Origin of the sequence: Serratia proteamaculans (assembly GCF_949794035.1) — a bacterium.
Lineage (GTDB): Bacteria > Pseudomonadota > Gammaproteobacteria > Enterobacterales > Enterobacteriaceae > Serratia > Serratia proteamaculans.
In genome coordinates this window covers 1,879,181-1,898,703 of sequence record NZ_OX461105.1, presented here as the reverse complement: position 1 = coordinate 1,898,703, position 19,523 = coordinate 1,879,181, and the positions used below count along the sequence as shown (strand labels likewise).

The following is a 19,523-nucleotide window of genomic DNA, read 5'->3' as shown; positions in this document are numbered from 1 at the left end:
CAGCCCATTCAAACCTGCTATTTTGGCACAGACTGGCTTAGAATGAATCTTCTTGCGGCCTGATTGTGCCCGGATGTCGTTTTTTCGCCCAAAAGGACCTGATTTTTGATGCTGTTTAACCTGAAAAAGTTCATTGGCGCTATTTTAATGCCGTTACCTGCGATGTTGCTACTGATGGGACTGGCGCTGTTACTGCTGTGGTTCACCCGTTGGCAAAAAAGCGGCAAGGTCATTTTCACGCTGAGCTGGCTGTTTTTACTGCTTTTCAGCCTGCAACCAGTGGCCGACAGGTTGCTGCGTCCCATCGAATCTGAGTATGTCACCTATCGTGGCAATGACCCGGTGAATTATATCGTGGTGCTGGGTGGCGGCTACACCTTTAATCCGGATTGGGCGCCAAGTTCCAACTTGATCGGCAATAGTCTGCCACGAGTCACGGAAGGCGTGCGCTTATATCTCGCTCACCCTGGGGCGAAAATGGTGTTCACCGGTGCCGGAGGCCCGAAAACGCTAAGTAACGCGGCAACGGCGGCGCGGGTGGCGGAAAGTCTGGGAGTACCAGGCAGTGACATTGTCCTGTTGGATCGCCCGATGGATACCGAGCAGGAGGCATTGCAGGTGTCGAAGCTGGTCGGCCAGCAGCCGTTTATTCTGGTGACTTCAGCCAACCATTTGCCGCGGGCCATGCGCTTCTTTGAAGCCAAGGGGCTGCACCCGATCCCGGCACCGGCCAATCAGTTGGCCATCAGTTCGCGGTTGAATATCTGGGATCGCGTGGTGCCGTCTGCCATGTTCCTTGGCCACAGCGAACGCGCCTGGTATGAAACGCTGGGCAGCCTGTGGCAATGGCTGAAAGGTGCCGATGAGGTTTCTGTCGACTAACCGGGTTAACCGGCAAGCCAGGGCAGCAGTTGTTTGGACGCATAGTCAAACGGCTGCCGCTCCAGTTTGCCGGTATGAATCAACCGCCCTACCGCTTCCCACACCACATACAACCAACGCCGCATCAGGAAAGATTCCGCTACCGGTGCCCGTTGCAAATAATAGAACAGCAACTGGCTCGGCATTCCCGCCTCACACAGCCTGAAAAGCTCATATTCACGCGGTGCCCACAGCATCATTCCCGGGTTGAGCATCGCCAGCAGTTGATCGCTTTTCGGATCTTTCAGCATGCTGCGCAATGACAAGTTGCCGTGAACCAGCACGCAGGGATCGTCGAAACCGACAAAAAAATGGGTCAGGGCTTCACGCGTGCGGTACAACAAACGGCGATCCGCCATCGTCAGCTGCGGCGAGTTGAGATTACTCAGCGTTGACCACAGCACTTCGACCCGCTGTTGATACCAACAGAACCAGTCGTTCTCCTGAGTACTGTCTACCGTGCCCACACAGCCGTGGCTGTCAATGCGGTGCCAGGCCAATACGCCATCGACAATCTGCTCCATCAGGGTATTCCAGCGGTTCGGCGTACGCGTCGGCGCTTCCACCGACACACCCCGTAAACGTTCGATCAACAAGATCTCTTTATAGGGAGCCTGGTGGGTATAGACCACGCCATATACCGTCGGCAGGCGAATATCTCCTTCACGCGACAGCATCGACAGTTTGTAAGCCTCCTGCTGGGCAATGCCCTGACAGACAAAACTTTTTGCCATCAGGGGAATAGCATGGCCCTGTTGGTCATACAGTGAATACATGTGCGCATAAGGTTGTTCGCTGACGCGTTCCAGCCGGCTGATGGACTCACCCAGCACAATACTCAGTTCGGCGCGTAACTGCTCCATAAGAAAATGGCCTCAAGAGGAAAGGAAGAGACGCTGACATCATCGAACGGGGAGCAGAAAAATTCTTCAACGCAGATCAACAAAACGGGGATATAAGAAGGGAAATCATATCGCCGGCGCGTTGTGTAACACGCCGGCGTTCAATGCTCAGCCTTGGATACTGTCGCGCACGCGCTGCAAGTCTTCCGGCGTGTCAACACCCACCGTCGGCATCGCCTTGGCCACTGCCACGTGGATTTTTTCGCCGTACCACAGCACCCGCAACTGTTCCAGCAGCTCAATTTGCTCCAGTTGGCTTGGTGCCCAGGTGACGTAACGACGCACAAAACCGGCGCGATAGGCGTAAATGCCGATGTGACGCAACAGGCTGTCGCCGATGTTTTCTTTGGATTGGGCAAAACGTTCACGATCCCATGGGATTGTGGCGCGCGAGAAATAGAGCGCATAACCCTGCGCATCCATCACCACTTTGACCGCATTGGGGTTAAAGGCTTCTTCAGCGCTTTCGATCGGCACCGCCAGGGTGGCCATACCGGCTTGACTTCCCGCCAGATTTTCAGCCACCTGGCGCACAATCACCGGTGGGATCAATGGCTCGTCACCCTGGACATTCACGATGATTTCGTCATCAGCGAAACCATAGTGCTCGATCACCTCGGCCAAACGCTCGGTGCCGGAATTGTGATCGGCCCGGGTCATGCAGACTTCACCGCCTGCCGCTTTAACCGCTTCGGCCACCGCCGGATGATCGGTCGCGACGATAACGCGGCTGGCCCCCGACTCGCGCGCACGCTCCATTACGTGCACCACCATGGGCTTACCGTGGATATCGGCCAGGGGTTTACCCGGTAAACGGGTTGATGCATAACGGGCTGGAATAATAGCGATAAAACTCATGCGTGTTTCTCATCCAATGACAGCGCTCGCGCTTCATTTTCCAACAGGACGGGAATGCCGTCACGCAGCGGATAGGCCAGACCATCCACTTTGCAGACCAACTCCTGGTTTTCTTTATTGAAATAAAGCTTACCGTTGCAGACCGGACAGGCAACGATTTCGAGTAAACGGTGATCCATGCTTCCTCCAGGGTGGAGATTTAACGTAAGGAAAGTGCGTGAGGATAGCATAACGCTATGCGCCAGGTTAATCACCGGCTGTTTTGTCGCTGCATTTTAATCTTTCGAGGGGGATTGAATTGCCCCCGGCTCAGGCGTAGAATTTTGTGATGCAAATCACAAAAAGACAGTTAACATGATCAAACGTCTTCACAAAATCATCGCCCTGTTTGCCAACTTCAGCAACTAAGGCATCCCCATTGTAACGAGCGGCGCTGAACATTCGTTTTACCCAAGCCGACAACGCCGTTCGTTATTCCACTTCCCAGCCAGCGCCCCACTCTATAGCCAGTGTCGCCGGAATATCACCCAAAGTAACCTGTTTGGCACCATGCCATTTTGCACTGCGGGTTATTGCTTGCCGAATATCCTGCATCCGTTGTTTACCGAAGCGTACCTTCGCCTGTGGGTGAAAGCTGATAATTTCGAAAATGCCCTGTCGGCGATGCATTTTTGCATCAATACGGCCAATCAGTTCGCCGCGCTGCAACACCGGCAATGTAAAGTAGCCATACTGCCGTTTCTCTTTCGGCGTGTAACATTCCAACCGGTAATCAAAATTGAACAGCTCCAGCGCACGACGGCGATCCCAAACCACTGGATCGAACGGAGAAAGCAACGTGGTCACGGTGGATTTTAACGCCCCTTGCTCTGCCAGCTTTAGCTCTGCCGACAACGAATGGTGCACATAAAACTCCCCGTCCAAACCCTCGATCAGCACGGGTAGCACTTCGCCCTGCTGTTGTAACGACGTCAGTAGCGCTTTCGGCGCCACCCGCTTCAGACGGTAGTAATCCGCCAACCATTCGGCTCTGAAGATCCCAAGATAACGGCAGCTGCGGCTAAGCATTTCCTGTCGTGCATCTTCGACAGGTAACGCATGCCGGCTATCATCCCAGTGGGGTAACAATCTTCCTGTCAGGTCGTAAACGCGATGGAAATTGCGCCGTTCGGCTACCATCAGTTTGCCGGCGGTGAACAGGATTTCGAGATGGCGCTTTTCCGGTTTCCAATCCCACCAGCCGCTGTTGCCCTTCTTCTCGGCGCTGAAATCCGCCGAGCGTACCGGCCCACCGGTTTCAATGTGTTGCAGCAGGGCGTCTATTGCCACCTGATGTTCCTGCATCCACGCTTCGGAATACTTCCAGCCCATACCTTGCGGCTGCAGCATTCGGTGACGCAGCAGGCCAAAATCTTCGATGGGTAAAAAGCAGGCCTCGTGCGCCCAGTACTCGAACAACCGGCGGCTCGCCAGTGCCTGCTCCAGCCATTCAGGCTGGTAGTCACCCAGGCGGCTGAACAGCACCAGATAGGGACTGCGTGCGACCACACTGATAGTATCGATTTGCAGTAAACCCATACGCCCAATAGCGGCAACCACGTCATCGGGTTTGGCTTTGCGTTTCATCGGGGATAGCAGCCCCTGTGCGGCGAGGTGAAGCGCACGGGCGGCAGTAAGAGAAATAACTGGGGTGTTCATCCTGACATCCGAAGTGATTGAGCAATCGCTTGATAGTAGTGGATATCGGGAGATTTATCTTCGCCAGTGCTTGGGGTGGCGGCACCGGCACTGGCGAGGAAGGGGTGGGTCAGAACGCGATAACGTCTGCCGCTGACAGCCCGTGGGAGCTGCGATAGATCGAGAACTCAACGTTCTGACCTTCGTTTAACGATTTATTTTTAGTATTGGCGATAGAACGACGGCTTACATAGATTTCGTCGCTACCATCAACCGGTGAAATAAAACCATAGCCTGCAGCCTGATCAAACCATTTCACACGGCCCATTTGTAACACAGTATTTTTAAACATAACTTATATCCTTTTACTTGAGCATCCTTAACAACGTCATTTTTATTATTGTTGGACGCTACCAGCCCATCCTAAAGTTTTTCGTAAGAAACCTCTCGTGAGCAAAAAATAAAAAACCCGCACTCTGGCGGGCTTGTTGAAATTAATATCTTCCGCAATGAATCAGCGTAAATGCGTCATCATGGTTGTATTAATATCTCTTTACGTTATTCCCTGTTTATTTACAGAGCAACAACGTTAGCTGCAGCCGGCCCGCGCTGACTGTCTTCTACGGTGTACTCAACACGCTGGCCTTCAGCCAAAGTTTTGAAACCGTCGGTCGCGATTGCGGAGAAGTGTACGAATACATCTTTACCACCGTCGTTCTGTTCAATAAAACCAAAACCTTTGCTTTCATTGAACCACTTCACTTGACCCGTCTTCTTAGACATTACTCATTTACCTTTTAAATATATATACAAAACCTGCCATAAGGCAATTTTGGCCGTTCTTAGAAACATTACTTATGGGAGATACTTAGAAGGTTCGTCTTTGAAGCGGAATCAGATGATAACGTTTTTGGAGGAACTGCTTAACTCTAAACTCGAACATAAATAGGTCTGTATCACAGGCCGACTTGCATTTACTCATAAATCTATCTTTTGCACAAGAGGTTTATTGCCTTATTTTTATCATAAGGCCACATTTGTTTTTATATCTATGATTGCTAATGGATTTATTTATCTTTTTTTACGAGAATCGCTTGGCGTCATTGCCTTCCGGACGGCCGTACTTTCCGTTATTTCCTGTTCAAATGAGAGCTAACGCATAAAAATCTAATATGCTTGCCCTAGCTATAACAAAACCTAATCGACATAGCTAAACTTGAGGTGAAAACAAGGCTAATGGCCTTTCAGCCAGCACTTTTGCCGCCAAGAATGATATTTTTCAGATTATACTGAATAAAGGAGCTATGCGCATGACCGCCCAGCAGTTCGTCTCACCGAATGAAATCCGCGCCAGATTCTCCCACGCCATGTCAGAAATGTACCAAAACGAGGTACCTCTGTATGGCGATTTGCTGGAATTGGTGGCGGAAACCAACCGACAGGTCCTGCGCGAAGATGCCGCACTGGCTCATCAATTACAAATTACCGGCGAAATCGAACGTCTGGCCATGGAACGCCATGGGGCAATTCGGGTGGGTACCTCAGAAGAATTGGCCACCCTGCGGCGGCTGTTTAATGTGATGGGCATGTCTCCGGTCGGCTACTACGACCTGGCCGTCGCAGGTGTCCCGGTACACTCCACCGCGTTTCGGGCAGTACACGAAGATGCGCTGCAGATCAGTCCATTTCGGGTGTTCACCTCATTATTACGGCTTGAACTGATTGAAAACCCAGAGTTACGCGAACTGGCACAACGCCTGTTGGCCCGTCGCCGTATTTTTACCGAACGAGCACTGGAGCTGATCGTATTGCAGGAAGCTCAGGGCGGGCTGGATGACAGCCAGGCAAATGAATTTGTCGAACAGGCGCTGGAAACCTTCCGTTGGCACAGCCGGGCGACGGTCAGCGCAGCCGAATATCAACAGTTGCATGACCAGCACCGTTTGATCGCCGATGTCGTGGCCTTTAAAGGCCCGCACATTAACCATTTAACACCACGCACTCTCGATATCGATTTGGTCCAGCAAGCCATGCCCGGCCGGGGTATCACCCCCAAAGCGGTGATTGAAGGCCCGCCGCCACGTCGCCGCCCTATCCTGCTGCGCCAAACCAGTTTTAAAGCGCTGGAAGAGAACGTTGATTTTGTTGAACATGATGGTAGCGCCGTAGCCGGGCATCACACGGCACGCTTCGGCGAAATTGAACAGCGCGGAGTGGCACTGACAACCAAAGGCCGTACACTGTACGATCGCTTGCTACAGGCGACCAATGATGCTTTGCAGGCCCCGCCGAGCGAAAAAAATGCTGAGCGCTACAACCAGTTACTGGCGGAAAATTTCCAGGCGTTTCCAGATGACTATGCCACCCTGCGTGAGCAGCAGTTGGCCTGGTTCCGCTACTTCCCGACCGAATGTGGGCTGGCAGCTAAAGAAACTCTGGATCACCACAGCACGTTGGAACAGCTGATCGCTCAGGAATATATCCGTTTCCAGCCGCTGGTCTATGAAGATTTTCTGCCGGTCAGTGCCGCAGGCATTTTCCAATCGAATTTGGGCGACAGTGGCCACACGCAGTACAACGCAACCTCAAGCAGGGCAGCATTTGAACTGGCGTTGGGTGCAGAAGTGGTTGATGAATTGGCGTTATATCAGCAAACGCAACAGCGTTCGATAGACGCCTGCGCGCAAGCACTGGGGCTTCACGCGCTGGCAATCTGAATTATTTTTTTAGCAGAGTTTCAATGCTGTGCAGCAGTTGCTCAGCCTGTTCGGGGGGAAGTACCGCGTCAACCGGTAAATACCACCAGTTGGGCTGGGCAAAAGCACGACATTTGACCGCATCTTTCTCAGTCATCAACAGCGTTTGCCCTGAAGATACCAGCGCCGCCAAGGGGTCATGCTGATATTCCTGATGATCGGCAAATGCCACTTCCTTTTCAACCTCCACACCCAGCTTTTCCAAGGTGGCGAAGAAGCGTGGGGGATGACCGATACCGGCCATTGCCACTACATGCGGCAGTTCGACTGCCGGGCGGCGCTCACCGCTGGCAACATTAACCGCGTCACGTGCCTGCAACCGCATGGCGATCTCACCCTGCTGGGCCACACCACCGTTGGCAATCAGGGCATCAACGCTGTTTAGCCGCGAAGCACGTTCGCGCATCGGGCCTGCCGGTAACCACCATCCATTGCCAAAGCGGCGTACTCCGTCGATCACCACCAGTTCAAAATCACGCTGCAAAGCGTAATGCTGCAGACCGTCATCGGTAATCACCACATCAAGTGGCTGCTGCTTAAGCAACGCCTGAACCGCTTCACAACGCTTGGGTGAGATTGCCACTGGTGCAGTGGTACGCTGAAAAATCAGCACCGGCTCATCGCCCGCCTGCTGGGTGGTCGTGCTCGCGTTAAGTAACAGCGGATAAGCCTCGGCTTTACCACCATAACCGCGAGAAACCACACCCACCCGGTATCCGCGCTGCTGCAACTGTTCTACCAGCCAGATCACCATCGGAGTTTTGCCGTTGCCACCGGCAGTGAGGTTCCCCACCACCACCACCGGCACCGGTGCGCGCCAGCTTTTACGCAGGCCGCAACGGTAGCTGAGCCGAATCAGACCACTGACCAGGCCATACAGCCAGGACAGCGGTAACAGCAGCAAATAAACCAGCGAACTGCCTGACCAGATGCGCTCAATCATTATTGACCAAACTGCATACGGTGAAGCTGGGCATAAGCCCCCCGCTTTTCGAGCAAGACCGCATGCTCGCCACGCTCAACGATACGGCCATCCTCAACCACCAGGATTTCATCAGCCTTCTCAATGGTCGACAGACGGTGCGCAATCACCAGTGAAGTACGGTTCTTCTGTAATTCATCCAGCGCGGCCTGAATAGCACGTTCCGATTCTGTGTCCAGTGCCGAAGTAGCTTCATCGAGGATCAGGATCGGGCAGTCACGCAGCAAGGCACGGGCGATAGCGATACGTTGGCGTTGACCGCCGGACAGCATTACGCCGTTCTCACCGATCACCGTATCCAGACCGTTCTCCATTTTTTCAATGAAGTCCATGGCATAAGCCATGCGCGCAGCCTTTTCTATCTCTTCGCGGCTATAACGTTCTTCACGCGCGTAAGCGATGTTGTTAGCAATAGTGTCATTGAACAAATGCACGTTTTGCGAAACCAGCGCTACCTGATCACGCAGCGATGCCAGTGTGTACTCGCGCAAATCATGACCATCCATCAGGATCTCGCCTTCCTGGACGTCATAAAAACGGGTCAGCAGATTGGCGATCGTCGATTTGCCTGAACCGGAACGCCCTACCAACGCCACGGTTTTACCTTCTGAAATGCTCAGATTGATATCGCGCAACGCAGGAGTTTCTTTGCCTGGATAGTAGAAAGTGACATTACGGAATTCGATATCGCCCTTCGCACGTGCAACTTCACGGGTGCCGGTATCTTTTTCCTGTTCCATATCCAAAATCGAGAATAAGGTCTGGCACGCCGCCATCCCACGCTGGAACTGAGCGTTGACGTTGGTCAGTGACTTCAGCGGGCGCATCAGGGCGATCATCGAAGAGAACACCACGGTGATAGTACCGGCAGTCAGGGTAGCCATTACGCTAGGGAAGCTGGCGGCATACAGCACGAAGGCCAGCGCCAGTGACGCGATAAGCTGAATAATGGGGTCAGATATAGAGGAAGCGGAAACCAGTTTCATACCTTGTTGGCGCATGCGGTTGCTGACCGAATTGAAGCGATCGGTTTCAACCTGCTGACCGCCAAAAATCAGCACTTCCTTATGGCCTTTAAGCATCTGCTCTGCGCTGGTCGTCACCTGTCCCATAGTGTTCTGCATGTTTTTGCTGATATTACGGAAGCGTTTGGAAACGATGCGGATAGCAATAGAGACAATAGGGGCCAGTACGATCAGGATCACCGACAGCTGCCAGCTGTAGTAGAACATCATGGTGAACAGCGCGATTATCGACGCCCCTTCACGCACCACGGTCACCAGCGCACTGGAAGACGATGACGCGACCTGTTCGGAATCATAGGTGATCCGCGACAGCAAGGTCCCGGTAGACTGCTGATCGAAGAACGATACCGGCATTCTCATCATATGGCCAAACAGCCGGCGGCGCATATGCATCACCACCATACCGGATACCCAGGAGATACAGTAACTGGAAACGAAGCCAGTCGCCCCGCGCACCACCATCAGGCCAATTACTGCCAATGGCATCCACAGCAGAATGTTGCTTTCCGTTTTCCCAAAACCGTCATCCAATAAAGGTTTAAGCAAAGACAACATAAAGGCGTCGCTGGCCGCGTTAAGTACCAACGCAATGGCGGCCACGATCAGTCCGGTCTTAAAAGGTGTGATCATCGGCCAGAGGCGACGGAAAGTCTGCCAGGTGGAGAGATCTTTATCATTCATCATGCAAATACCAGCATCGGAAGAAATAGCGGCCCATTTTACTCATTATCACCCTCTACGCCAAACCGCTGATGGTACCAACGGGGCATTAATTGTTCACGAAAGCCTTTAATTTGCCAATCGTTGTCGAAAAAAAGTACGGATAACTGACCGGAGCGCGAAGTATCGCGCCATATGATGTCATTTGCCAGATATCTGGTGACAACTTTAACCGCAGGTAAACGCCATTTATTGTAACGCGATGCCGAAGCTATTGCTGCCTTCGGCGCTACCGCCCGCAAAAATGGCGGCGTGGACGAGGTTTTACTGCCATGATGCGGTACCTGTAACACTGTAGCGCTCAATAAAGGACGTTGATGCCGTACCAGCTGTGCCTCCGTCCTTTTTTCTGCATCGCCGGTTAGCAACAGGCTATATTTGCCATCATCAATACGAATTACGCATGAATCATCGTTTCCTGCCATTTTTACCCTCTTTGGCGGCCACAACACTTGAAACTGTAACGATTGCCATTGCCAGCGCTCCCCGGCCACGCAGGGTAAATGACCTGCATCAAGACGTGGACTTCTTACGGCCGCTTGCGGAAATGCCCGCTGCATCTCTTCAAGACCACCGATATGATCCAGATGATCGTGACTGATAATGATTTGCTCCACAGGTAATCCTCGCCAGTGAAGAAACGGCAAAATATTCCGACCAGCGGCACTCCCTGTCCCCCAACGGGGGCCAGTATCATACAATATTGCCCGACCGTTCTTTTCAACCACCATTGCCAGACCATGCCCAACGTCTAGCATATCTACACGCCAAGAGTATGTGGGCTCTCTCTCGCGCCACAGTAAGCCACACACCGCCAAAGTTGCCAGCACCGATGCATAACGCCACCACCAGTGAAAACGCCAGAAAATCACCAGCAGCCAACCGGTAAGACTGACAACCAGAGAAGCTGCGCCGAGATCGACCCAACCGTTTTGCAGGTAGTGTAATGGGGTAAACACCCCCGCCAGGGTAAGATCGGCTACTCCCCAGAGTCCCGCACTCAACATCGGGAAAATACCCACCACCACTGCCAGCAGGATCAAGGGTACCGTGACCAGCGAGACCAGGGGGACAGCCCAAAGATTGGCCGGTATGGAGGTAAGCGTCAGGCCAAGAAACAAGCCGGCCTGCATGGGGACCAATAGCAATGTGATACCAAACTGAATATGCAGCCAACGTAACGGTGCCCAGTACCATCCCGAGCGAAAGCGGGGATGTAGCGGCACCCATTCAAACCAAAAAATCAGGCAAAGCACTGCCGTGGCCGATAGCCAAAAGCTGTCGGATAACACTGCCAACGGATCACAAACCAGGATTAGCCCGATACACCACAGCCAAATTTGCCAGGAAGAGCAATGGATGCCGCGTATACGCAACAACATCCACAGTGTCAGCGCCAGGCCGGTTCTTACCGCGGGTGGATGCGCGCCAGCCAACCAGACATAGCCCAATGCGCCGAGCCAACTGATGATCAGTGGAAAACGGTAACCAATCAGGTTTGCCGGCAGAAAAAATTGCAGAGCCCGTAACAAGGACCAAATCAAAATAGCCACCATCGCCACATGCAGCCCCGAAATGGCCATCAGGTGAGCAATGCCGGTTTTCAACATCAAGGTCCGCAGTGCCGGTTCCAGCGCCGCCCTCTCTCCAAATGCCAACGCCAGCAACACGGCTTTATAGCGGAGAACTCCCATATTGCTCTCGGCATGGCCGAGCATGCGCTGCCGCCAACCGCAACTTTGGTCGAGGATTACCGCGCTCTTAACCTGTGCCGTCAAAGGTTGGCGCCGTGACATCGCCCAACGCTGACTGTCAAAGCCCCCTTCATTTAAGCTGCCATGCACCGGCCGCAAGCGCAGGTGCAATCGCCAGCGTTGTCCGGCGCACAGGGGCCGATCTTTCGGCTGCCAGCGGGTGGAGAAAGCGATCGAGGGTACCAGCCAACGGCCATTGATCTGTTCAATACGCATAACCGTCTGCTTTCGTGGTGCGGAAGCCAACGCAATACTGCTCACCTGAACCACCGCGTTCACCACTGGGCCCTGACTTAAGCGATTGATTTGATTAACCAGGGTTCCGGCAGTAAATACCGCCCAAAGAAAACCCAATGCCCCCCACGCCATAAATCGGCCTACGTTGCCCCTACACCACAGGCAGAGACAAACAGGTAAGGTGACCCACAGAGTGAGGCGCGCATCGGGTAAGGACGGCATGAAAAGCAGCGGTAAAATACCGCAGATAATTGCACTTACAGCCAAATCCAGCGAAGTTTTGATAAGTGATCTCCCGGTATCGGGCAGCTATTCAGGCTGCCAACATCACGGGATTGTTTACGCATAGGCCAATACTCACCATCAACAATCTGACGGCACGCGATCGTCACCGCACAATAACAACGGCCGTTACCACGGCTAACCACATACTGCGGCTTGGCTCGCAAGAAGCGCCGAGACCGCCAATGGAAGATAACAGGCAAAAAAAAACGGCGCCCCAAGGGCACCGTTTTGTATTTCTTTACAAGCAACAACTCTATGGTCAGTCAGTGACTAGCCATAGATATTGGCGCGGTCACGCAGCTCTTTGCCTGGCTTGAAGTGAGGAACGTACTTGCCGTCCAACTCAACTTTATCGCCAGTTTTCGGGTTGCGACCCACACGCGGAGCACGGTAGTGAAGAGAAAAACTGCCGAATCCGCGGATCTCGATGCGTTCCCCATCGGCTAGCGTTGCAGCCATATGTTCTAGCATCTCTTTCACTGCATCCTCAACGGCTTTCGCCGGTACATGAGATTGCTGGCCAGCAAGTCTTTCAATAAGTTCAGACTTGGTCATAGTTCCTCCAAGCTTTGCAGCTAAACTACCGTATCGGGGCGGTCAAAAACCGCCCCCCGTCATTACTCGCCTTTAGCCGCTTTGAAAGCTTCAGCCATTGCGTTAGAGAAGTTGCTTTCTTCCTGCTTGCTGCCGCTATTAACAGTAGCAATTGCATCTTTCTCGTCAGCTTCGTCCTTAGCACGTACGGACAGGCTTACTACGCGGTTCTTACGGTCAACGCCGGTGAATTTAGCTTCAACGTCGTCACCCACATTCAGAACCAGAGTTGCATCTTCAATGCGGTCGCGAGAGGCTTCAGAAGCACGCAGGTAACCTTCTACGCCGCCTGCTAATTCAACTGTAGCACCTTTGGCGTCAACTGCAGTGACTTTACCAGTAACAATAGTACCTTTCTTGTTCATAGACAGGTAGTTATTGAACGGGTCTTCAGCCAGCTGCTTCACGCCCAGGGAGATACGCTCGCGCTCTGCGTCAACTTGCAGAACAACCGCTGCGATTTCGTCGCCTTTCTTGTATTCACGAACTGCTTCTTCGCCTGCAACGTTCCAGGAGATGTCAGACAGGTGAACCAGGCCGTCGATGCCGCCGTCCAGGCCGATGAAGATACCGAAGTCAGTGATAGACTTGATTTTACCTTCAACGCGGTCGCCCTTGTTGTGGGTTTCTGCAAACTGCTGCCATGGGTTGTTTTTGCACTGCTTCAGACCCAGGGAGATACGACGACGTTCTTCATCGATGTCCAGAACCATAACTTCCACTACATCGCCCACGTTAACAACTTTGGACGGATGGATGTTTTTGTTGGTCCAATCCATTTCAGAAACGTGTACCAGACCTTCAACGCCTTCTTCGATTTCTACGAAGCAGCCGTAATCAGTCAGGTTGGTTACACGACCAGTCAGCTTGGTGCCTTCTGGGTAACGTTTCGCGATAGCAACCCATGGATCTTCGCCCAGTTGCTTCAGGCCCAGGGAAACACGAGTACGCTCGCGGTCGAACTTCAGCACTTTAACAGTGATTTCGTCGCCAACGTTGACGATTTCGCTCGGATGCTTAACGCGTTTCCAAGCCATATCAGTGATGTGCAGCAGGCCGTCTACGCCGCCCAGATCAACGAATGCACCGTAGTCAGTGAGGTTCTTAACGATACCTTTAACTTCCATGCCTTCCTGCAGGTTTTCCAGCAGTTGATCACGTTCTGCGCTGTTCTCTGATTCGATAACCGCACGGCGAGAAACTACAACGTTGTTGCGTTTCTGGTCCAGCTTGATGACTTTAAACTCAAGCTCTTTGCCTTCCAGGTGCAGAGTGTCACGTACTGGACGCACGTCAACCAGGGAACCTGGCAGGAACGCACGAATACCATTCAGCTCTACAGTGAAGCCACCCTTAACTTTGCCGTTGATAACACCGACGACAGTTTCAGCTTCTTCGTAAGCTTTTTCCAGCGTGATCCAAGCTTCGTGACGCTTAGCTTTCTCACGGGACAGCAGAGTTTCACCGAAGCCATCTTCAACAGCGTCCAGCGCAACATCAACTTCGTCGCCTACCTGGATTTCCAGCTCGCCCTGTGCGTTTTTGAATTGCTCAGCCGGGATGGCAGACTCAGATTTCAGACCGGCGTCAACCAGTACTACGTCTTTGTCGATAGCAACTACAACGCCACGAACGATGGAACCCGGACGGGTTTCGATTGTTTTCAGGGATTCTTCAAAGAGTTGAGCGAAAGATTCAGTCATGTTTAATCTTCAGGGTTCTATAGTTTAACGTCCATTTAGCATCCCGCCGAATGGGGTTGTTTCACATACCCCGCCATTGGCTCCATGCCGACAGGGTTTAGGTTACAGGGGTAAAATTTTACCCGATATAGTTCGATACTACCATGACAAATATGACAAAAAGCCAATAACGCCGCCGCGCTTACTGCTGCGGCAACGCTAAAACTTCATGTGCATAAGTCAGCGCACGCTGGATGACTTCGTCGATCGACATGCTGGTTGAATCCAGCACGAGGGCGTCGGAAGCAGGCACCAGGGGCGCGATAGGCCGATTACGGTCACGGTCATCCCGTTCCTTTATCTCGGCTAAAAGACGTTCAAAGTTAACATTAAAGCCCTTTTCCTGCAACTGTAGCATGCGGCGGTGTGCACGCTCCTCCGAACTGGCGTCCAGGAAAATCTTGACCGGTGCATCGGGGAACACCACCGTGCCCATGTCGCGGCCATCGGCAATCAGCCCAGGGGCCTCACGAAACGCCCGCTGGCGGCGCAACAGGGCTTCACGCACGCGCGGAAAAGCAGCTGCCTGCGAAGCGGTATTGCCAACGGTTTCGGTGCGGATTTCATTGCTGACATCCTCACCTTCCAAAATAACCTGCAGTTTGCCATCCAGGGCAATAAAGCGAACATCGAGATGTGCGGCCAGTGGAACCAGCGCCTCCTCAGACGTGATATCGACCTGATGATGCAACGCCGCCAAAGCCAGCACGCGATAAATCGCACCGGAATCCAGCAAACGCCAACCAAGTGATTCGGCCAACGCTTTACACAGCGTGCCTTTGCCTGCGCCACTTGGTCCATCAACGGTTATCACCGGGGCTGTAGCCGTCATTTCTCTCTCCTTCAGGTAGAAAACCTCACAGGGACATAACCTGCCGCCAGCACAATGCGAAAGCATAATTAAAAACATCCCTGCCGCCCGCCCAATCGGGGCAGTCACGGTGGCGCATTATACGCTGCCAAACGGCGAACTGTTACCCTGGAACTGTCTGGTTGTTGAAAATAAGCGTATGACCGCGCAAAAGTATAGCGGACAGCGCCGAGCTACAGGCGTTAAAAACAATAAAGGCCCAATTAAGGGCCTTAAAAGAAAGTATCTGACTGCGGATCACGCCAATTGACTGATGCGTGCCAGTTGTTCGAAGTAGTCCGGGAAGGTTTTCGCGGTACATTTCGGATCGAGAATGGTCACTGGAGTATCCGACAGCGCCACCAGCGAGAAACACATCGCCATACGGTGGTCATTGTAGGTACCGATATCGGCAAATTTCAGCTTGGCCGGCGGTACGACGTGAATATAGTCTTCCCCTTCATCCACTTCCGCGCCCACTTTACGCAACTCTGTCGCCATCGCAGCCAGACGGTCGGTTTCTTTCACCCGCCAGTTATAGATATTACGAATGGTCGTTGGGCCTTCGGCAAACAGGGCCGCAGTCGCAATGGTCATCGCCGCATCAGGAATGTGGTTCATATCCATGTCGATGCCACGCAATTCACCGCGGCTGCATTCAATATAGTCATCGCCCCAGGTAATGCGTGCACCCATTTTTTCCAATACATCGGCAAATTTGGTGTCGCCCTGAACGCTTTTCTTACCGATGCCGGTGACACGCACGGTGCCACCTTTAATTGCGGCGGCCGCCAGGAAGTAAGAAGCCGAAGAAGCATCACCCTCCACCAGGTAGTCGCCCGGAGAACGGTAGGTTTGGCGGCCACTGATGTGGAACACGCGATAGTTGTCGTGGCTGACCTCAACGCCAAAGGTACGCATCAGGTGCAGCGTGATATCAATGTACGGCTTGGAAACCAGCTCACCCTTGATATGGATATTGGTGTTCTGTTCGGCCAAAGGTGCCGCCATCAGCAATGCGGTCAGGAATTGACTGGAAACGCTGCCGTCGACGGTCACATCACCGCCGCGGAAACCCCCACGCAGGCGCAATGGCGGATAATCGGTCTGCTCCAGGTAATCAATCTGGGCGCCGCCCTGACGCAGGGCATCCACCAGATGACCAATTGGACGCTCTTTCATGCGTGGCTCACCGGTCAACACCACATCATTGCTGCCCAGGCACAACGCGGCCGCCAAGGGACGCATCGCGGTACCGGCATTGCCGAGGAACAGTTCAAGCGGTTGGCTGGCCACCAGCGGGCCGGCAACACCTTCAACTTTACAGGTGGTGCGATCGTCTGACAGTTGATAGTTCACGCCCAGCGCCTGCAGCGCATTCAACATATGGCGCACGTCGTCGCTGTCCAGCAGGTTGGTCAGCGTCGTCGTTCCCTCCGCCAGCGCAGCCAGCAGCAGAGCACGGTTGGACACGCTCTTGGAGCCGGGTAAGTTGACGGTGCCATTGACCAAGGCAACCGGTTGTAACGTCAGGGAATCCACCATGTGAACTAAAATCTCCAAAATCTGATAAACGAAACGGCCCCGGGAAAAATGCCGGAGCCGCTTTAACTCAAAAGGACAACAGCGAAGGCGGCCCGCTCAAGGCAGGCAACCTGGCTTAACCGTGACGACGTTCGAAGTCGGCCATAAAGTCGGTTAATGTCTTCACACCGGCCAGCGGCATTGCATTGTAAATAGAAGCGCGCATGCCGCCAACCACTCGGTGGCCTTTCAGCGCTTGCAGGCCAATGGCTTCTGCTTCGCTGAGGAACACCTTATCCAGCGCAGGATCCGCCAACTGGAACGGCACGTTCATCCAGGAACGGTTGGCAAGCGCCACCCGGCTGCGGTAGAAATCAGAATTATCGATGGTCGCGTACAGCAACTCGGCCTTGGCCTGGTTACGTTTATGCATTTCCACCAGGCCACCCTGCTCTTTCAGCCATTTGAACACCAGGCCGGACAGGTACCAGGCAAAGGTCGGCGGCGTGTTGAACATGGAGTCGTTCTCGGCCAGCACGGTGTAATCGAGGATCGACGGCACTTCACGACGCGCCTTACCCAGCAGATCTTCACGTACAATCACCAGCGTCAGACCGGCCGGACCAATATTTTTCTGCGCCCCGGCGTAAATCACGCCGAAACGGCTAACGTCCAGCGGACCGGACAGAATGGTGGAGGAGTAATCGCCAATCACCACTTTATCGCCGAAGTCAGGCACCTCATCGATAGCCACGCCGTCGATGGTTTCATTCGGACAGTAATGCACGTAGGCCGCGTCATCGCTCAACAGCCACTCTTTCATCGGTTTGATGCCGAGCAGGCCATCGACGTTAGTTTTCACGTCGATGGTGTTTGGCGTGCAGTATTTTTTCGCTTCGGTGATGGCGCTATGTGCCCAATAACCGCCGTCGATATAGTCTGCGGTGGTTTTGTCACCCAACAGGTTCAGAGGCAACGCGGCAAACTGCGCGCGGGCACCACCGTGGCAGAACAGAACTTTATAGTTGGAGGGGATTTTCAGCAGATCGCGCAGGTCCTGTTCGGACTGCTGAGCGACTTCGATAAATTCTTTACTGCGATGGCTGATTTCCATCACCGAGGTGCCAAGACCGTGCCAGTTGCACAGCTCCTGTTCCGCACGACGCAAAACTTCAACCGGCAGCATGGCCGGACCAGAGCTAAAATTATAAACCTGAGTCATTTCCCCTCACCACATTCACTATTCGCCAATGATACTGGCCTACCGAAATACGCCCGAATTAATCCTTCGGTTTTATCACTCGCGCCCCCCTCCTGCAATGGTTATTCGCCCGATGCCTGGAAACGCCCAAACCCTGCACTAACAGGCTCTGCCAAATCACCGGTATTTTTTGCAATAAAACGCTGTGACAACGGCCAATTCAGTGGGTTGACGCGGTTTTTTATGCTGTATACAGCCGACATGGCTAGGGGGCACGCAGGCCCCCGAATGAAGGAAAGACACTCAGTATTGATTAAACATCTGCTGAATTTGTTTGGCGTCTTTAGTCTGAGTCAGCGCCAGTTGCAGCAGGATCCGCGCTTTTTGCGGATTCAGCGTACCGGCGGCAACAAAGCCGAATTTGGTATCATCCACTTCGGCATCTTCGGTGGTCGCGCCAGTGGGCACTCTGGAGGAACGCACCACGGCGACCCCGTTATGGGCGGCTGTCGCCAAGGTATCGAATACCGTTTTATACAGATTACCGTTACCGACTCCGGCGCTGACGATGCCCTGATAACCTTCGGCAATCAGCGCTTTGGCCGGGGCATCGGAGGCGTTGGCATAGTTATAGATAATGCCGACCTTGGGCAATGCGGTCAGACTGGTGACATCAAACGGGGTATCGGTGGTGTGTTTGCGTTGCGGCGAGCGCTGGTAATCAACCTTGCCGTTATGGATATAGCCGAGCGGGCCAAAATTGGGCGACTGGAAAGTCTGTACGGAAGTGGTATTGGTTTTAGTCACGTCGCGCCCATCCAGCACGATGTCGTTCATCGCCACCAGCACCCCGCGTTTAGCCGATTGCGGATCGGCTGCCGTCACCACGGCGTTATACAGATTAAACGGACCGTCGGCACTCATCGCGGTGGCCGGGCGCATCGCTCCGACAATCACCACCGGCTTATCGCATTTTACCGTCAGATCAAGAAAGTAGGCGGTTTCTTCCAGCGTGTCGGTGCCATGGGTGATGACAAAACCATCAGTTTTAGCGCAGTCGGCATTGATTTTCTTCGCCAGCTTCAGCCAAACCTCATCATTCATATCCTGTGAACCGATGTTCACTACCTGTTCGCCCTGCACATTGGCGACGCTTTTCAACTCCGGCACGGCATTCACCAGGGCATCAACGCCCAGCTTACCCGCCGTGTAGTTGGATTTTGTCGCCGATTCGCCCCCACCGGCGATGGTGCCACCGGTCGCCAACAGCGTAATGGTGGGCAAGGCCAGAGCAGAACCGCTTGCGCCCGCCAGCAGGAGCGCCACAGCGCTGAGTTTCACTGATTTCATTGGGTTTCTCCATGATAGATAACCCGCTGAATTATGGCCCTTATCCCCAAAAAAACTGTGACTTTGCCACCGATTTAGGAATACATGGAGCTTGGGCGTAAAACCCCGTATCATTGCGCGTTTTTAGTACGCTCAAAAAGTGAAG

Annotated in this window: 17 protein-coding genes; 2 read left to right on the top strand and 15 right to left on the bottom strand. The window is 53.3% G+C overall.

What is annotated here, in order from left to right; translation table 11 throughout:
* The first annotated feature begins 108 nt into the window (after nucleotides 1-108).
* Nucleotides 109-882 carry an envelope biogenesis factor ElyC gene (gene elyC / locus QOT07_RS08900; protein WP_085116080.1) on the top strand — a complete coding sequence of 258 codons (774 nt, stop codon included), beginning with the start codon at nucleotides 109-111 and terminating at the stop codon, nucleotides 880-882.
* A gap of 5 nt (nucleotides 883-887) precedes the next feature.
* On the opposite strand, the gene QOT07_RS08895 is transcribed toward elyC, so the two are convergent.
* From QOT07_RS08895 to cspE, 6 genes are all read right to left on the bottom strand, one after another.
* Nucleotides 888-1,784 (bottom strand): YcbJ family phosphotransferase, encoded by an 897-nt coding sequence (locus QOT07_RS08895; RefSeq protein WP_085116079.1) that lies wholly within the window; start codon nucleotides 1,782-1,784, stop codon nucleotides 888-890.
* A gap of 147 nt (nucleotides 1,785-1,931) precedes the next feature.
* The gene (kdsB, locus tag QOT07_RS08890) at nucleotides 1,932-2,681 is read right to left on the bottom strand and encodes a 3-deoxy-manno-octulosonate cytidylyltransferase (RefSeq protein ID WP_085116078.1); all 750 of its coding nucleotides are present in this window, start codon (nucleotides 2,679-2,681) and stop codon (nucleotides 1,932-1,934) included.
* On the bottom strand, nucleotides 2,678-2,860 hold the full coding sequence (locus QOT07_RS08885; RefSeq protein WP_006320791.1) for a Trm112 family protein: 183 nt from the start codon (nucleotides 2,858-2,860) through the stop codon (nucleotides 2,678-2,680). Before QOT07_RS08885 ends, kdsB begins: the two co-directional genes overlap by 4 nt.
* 292 nt (nucleotides 2,861-3,152) lie before the next feature.
* Nucleotides 3,153-4,379, bottom strand: coding sequence for a winged helix-turn-helix domain-containing protein (locus QOT07_RS08880; RefSeq protein WP_283602944.1), 1,227 nt, complete (start codon nucleotides 4,377-4,379; stop codon nucleotides 3,153-3,155).
* Between the two features lie 109 nt (nucleotides 4,380-4,488).
* A complete protein-coding gene (locus tag QOT07_RS08875) occupies nucleotides 4,489-4,710 on the bottom strand; it encodes a cold-shock protein (protein ID WP_006320799.1) in 222 nt (73 codons plus the stop codon).
* 221 nt (nucleotides 4,711-4,931) lie between these two features.
* Entirely contained in the window at nucleotides 4,932-5,141 is a 210-nt protein-coding gene (gene cspE, locus QOT07_RS08870) for a transcription antiterminator/RNA stability regulator CspE (RefSeq protein WP_085116076.1), read from the bottom strand.
* Between the two features lie 527 nt (nucleotides 5,142-5,668).
* Here cspE and hglS point away from each other — a divergent pair.
* Nucleotides 5,669-7,075, top strand: coding sequence for a 2-oxoadipate dioxygenase/decarboxylase HglS (hglS, locus tag QOT07_RS08865; protein WP_261426944.1), 1,407 nt, complete (start codon nucleotides 5,669-5,671; stop codon nucleotides 7,073-7,075).
* Between the two features lies 1 nt (nucleotide 7,076).
* Here the strand turns inward: hglS and lpxK are convergent, their stop codons facing one another.
* The 9 genes from lpxK to ansB all read right to left on the bottom strand — a co-directional run bounded on the left by lpxK (nucleotide 7,077) and on the right by ansB (nucleotide 19,378).
* Complete coding sequence (gene lpxK, locus QOT07_RS08860) at nucleotides 7,077-8,057, bottom strand: tetraacyldisaccharide 4'-kinase (RefSeq protein ID WP_283602943.1); 981 nt, start codon at nucleotides 8,055-8,057, stop codon at nucleotides 7,077-7,079.
* Entirely contained in the window at nucleotides 8,057-9,805 is a 1,749-nt protein-coding gene (gene msbA, locus QOT07_RS08855; protein ID WP_207977616.1) for a lipid A ABC transporter ATP-binding protein/permease MsbA, read from the bottom strand. Before msbA ends, lpxK begins: the two co-directional genes overlap by 1 nt.
* Before the next feature lie 35 nt (nucleotides 9,806-9,840).
* Nucleotides 9,841-12,105: a ComEC family protein gene (locus QOT07_RS08850; RefSeq protein WP_283604331.1), complete on the bottom strand. Its 2,265-nt coding sequence runs from the start codon at nucleotides 12,103-12,105 to the stop codon at nucleotides 9,841-9,843.
* Nucleotides 12,106-12,387: 282 nt separating this feature from the next.
* On the bottom strand, nucleotides 12,388-12,672 hold the full coding sequence (ihfB, locus tag QOT07_RS08845) for an integration host factor subunit beta (protein ID WP_004942652.1): 285 nt from the start codon (nucleotides 12,670-12,672) through the stop codon (nucleotides 12,388-12,390).
* 62 nt (nucleotides 12,673-12,734) lie between these two features.
* A complete protein-coding gene (gene rpsA / locus QOT07_RS08840; protein ID WP_099061742.1) occupies nucleotides 12,735-14,414 on the bottom strand; it encodes a 30S ribosomal protein S1 in 1,680 nt (559 codons plus the stop codon).
* A 181-nt stretch (nucleotides 14,415-14,595) separates the two neighbouring features.
* Nucleotides 14,596-15,285 (bottom strand): (d)CMP kinase, encoded by a 690-nt coding sequence (gene cmk / locus QOT07_RS08835; protein ID WP_085116071.1) that lies wholly within the window; start codon nucleotides 15,283-15,285, stop codon nucleotides 14,596-14,598.
* Between the two features lie 276 nt (nucleotides 15,286-15,561).
* Nucleotides 15,562-16,848 (bottom strand): 3-phosphoshikimate 1-carboxyvinyltransferase, encoded by a 1,287-nt coding sequence (aroA, locus tag QOT07_RS08830; protein WP_099061743.1) that lies wholly within the window; start codon nucleotides 16,846-16,848, stop codon nucleotides 15,562-15,564.
* A 115-nt stretch (nucleotides 16,849-16,963) separates the two neighbouring features.
* Complete coding sequence (gene serC, locus QOT07_RS08825) at nucleotides 16,964-18,049, bottom strand: 3-phosphoserine/phosphohydroxythreonine transaminase (RefSeq protein WP_207977614.1); 1,086 nt, start codon at nucleotides 18,047-18,049, stop codon at nucleotides 16,964-16,966.
* Nucleotides 18,050-18,331: 282 nt separating this feature from the next.
* Entirely contained in the window at nucleotides 18,332-19,378 is a 1,047-nt protein-coding gene (gene ansB, locus QOT07_RS08820; RefSeq protein WP_283602941.1) for an L-asparaginase 2, read from the bottom strand.
* Between the last annotated feature and the right edge of the window lie 145 nt (nucleotides 19,379-19,523).

Excerpts from the sequence above, each read along its gene's own strand:
- elyC (WP_085116080.1), top strand. The coding sequence starts at position 109 with ATGCTGTTTAACCTGAAAAAGTTCATTGGCGCTATTTTAATGCCGTTA.
- QOT07_RS08895 (WP_085116079.1), bottom strand. The coding sequence starts at position 1,784 with ATGGAGCAGTTACGCGCCGAACTGAGTATTGTGCTGGGTGAGTCCATC.
- kdsB (WP_085116078.1), bottom strand. The coding sequence starts at position 2,681 with ATGAGTTTTATCGCTATTATTCCAGCCCGTTATGCATCAACCCGTTTA.
- QOT07_RS08885 (WP_006320791.1), bottom strand. The coding sequence starts at position 2,860 with ATGGATCACCGTTTACTCGAAATCGTTGCCTGTCCGGTCTGCAACGGT.
- QOT07_RS08880 (WP_283602944.1), bottom strand. The coding sequence starts at position 4,379 with ATGAACACCCCAGTTATTTCTCTTACTGCCGCCCGTGCGCTTCACCTC.
- QOT07_RS08875 (WP_006320799.1), bottom strand. The coding sequence starts at position 4,710 with ATGTTTAAAAATACTGTGTTACAAATGGGCCGTGTGAAATGGTTTGAT.
- cspE (WP_085116076.1), bottom strand. The coding sequence starts at position 5,141 with ATGTCTAAGAAGACGGGTCAAGTGAAGTGGTTCAATGAAAGCAAAGGT.
- hglS (WP_261426944.1), top strand. The coding sequence starts at position 5,669 with ATGACCGCCCAGCAGTTCGTCTCACCGAATGAAATCCGCGCCAGATTC.
- lpxK (WP_283602943.1), bottom strand. The coding sequence starts at position 8,057 with ATGATTGAGCGCATCTGGTCAGGCAGTTCGCTGGTTTATTTGCTGCTG.
- msbA (WP_207977616.1), bottom strand. The coding sequence starts at position 9,805 with ATGATGAATGATAAAGATCTCTCCACCTGGCAGACTTTCCGTCGCCTC.
- ihfB (WP_004942652.1), bottom strand. The coding sequence starts at position 12,672 with ATGACCAAGTCTGAACTTATTGAAAGACTTGCTGGCCAGCAATCTCAT.
- rpsA (WP_099061742.1), bottom strand. The coding sequence starts at position 14,414 with ATGACTGAATCTTTCGCTCAACTCTTTGAAGAATCCCTGAAAACAATC.
- cmk (WP_085116071.1), bottom strand. The coding sequence starts at position 15,285 with ATGACGGCTACAGCCCCGGTGATAACCGTTGATGGACCAAGTGGCGCA.
- aroA (WP_099061743.1), bottom strand. The coding sequence starts at position 16,848 with ATGGTGGATTCCCTGACGTTACAACCGGTTGCCTTGGTCAATGGCACC.
- serC (WP_207977614.1), bottom strand. The coding sequence starts at position 18,049 with ATGACTCAGGTTTATAATTTTAGCTCTGGTCCGGCCATGCTGCCGGTT.
- ansB (WP_283602941.1), bottom strand. The coding sequence starts at position 19,378 with ATGAAATCAGTGAAACTCAGCGCTGTGGCGCTCCTGCTGGCGGGCGCA.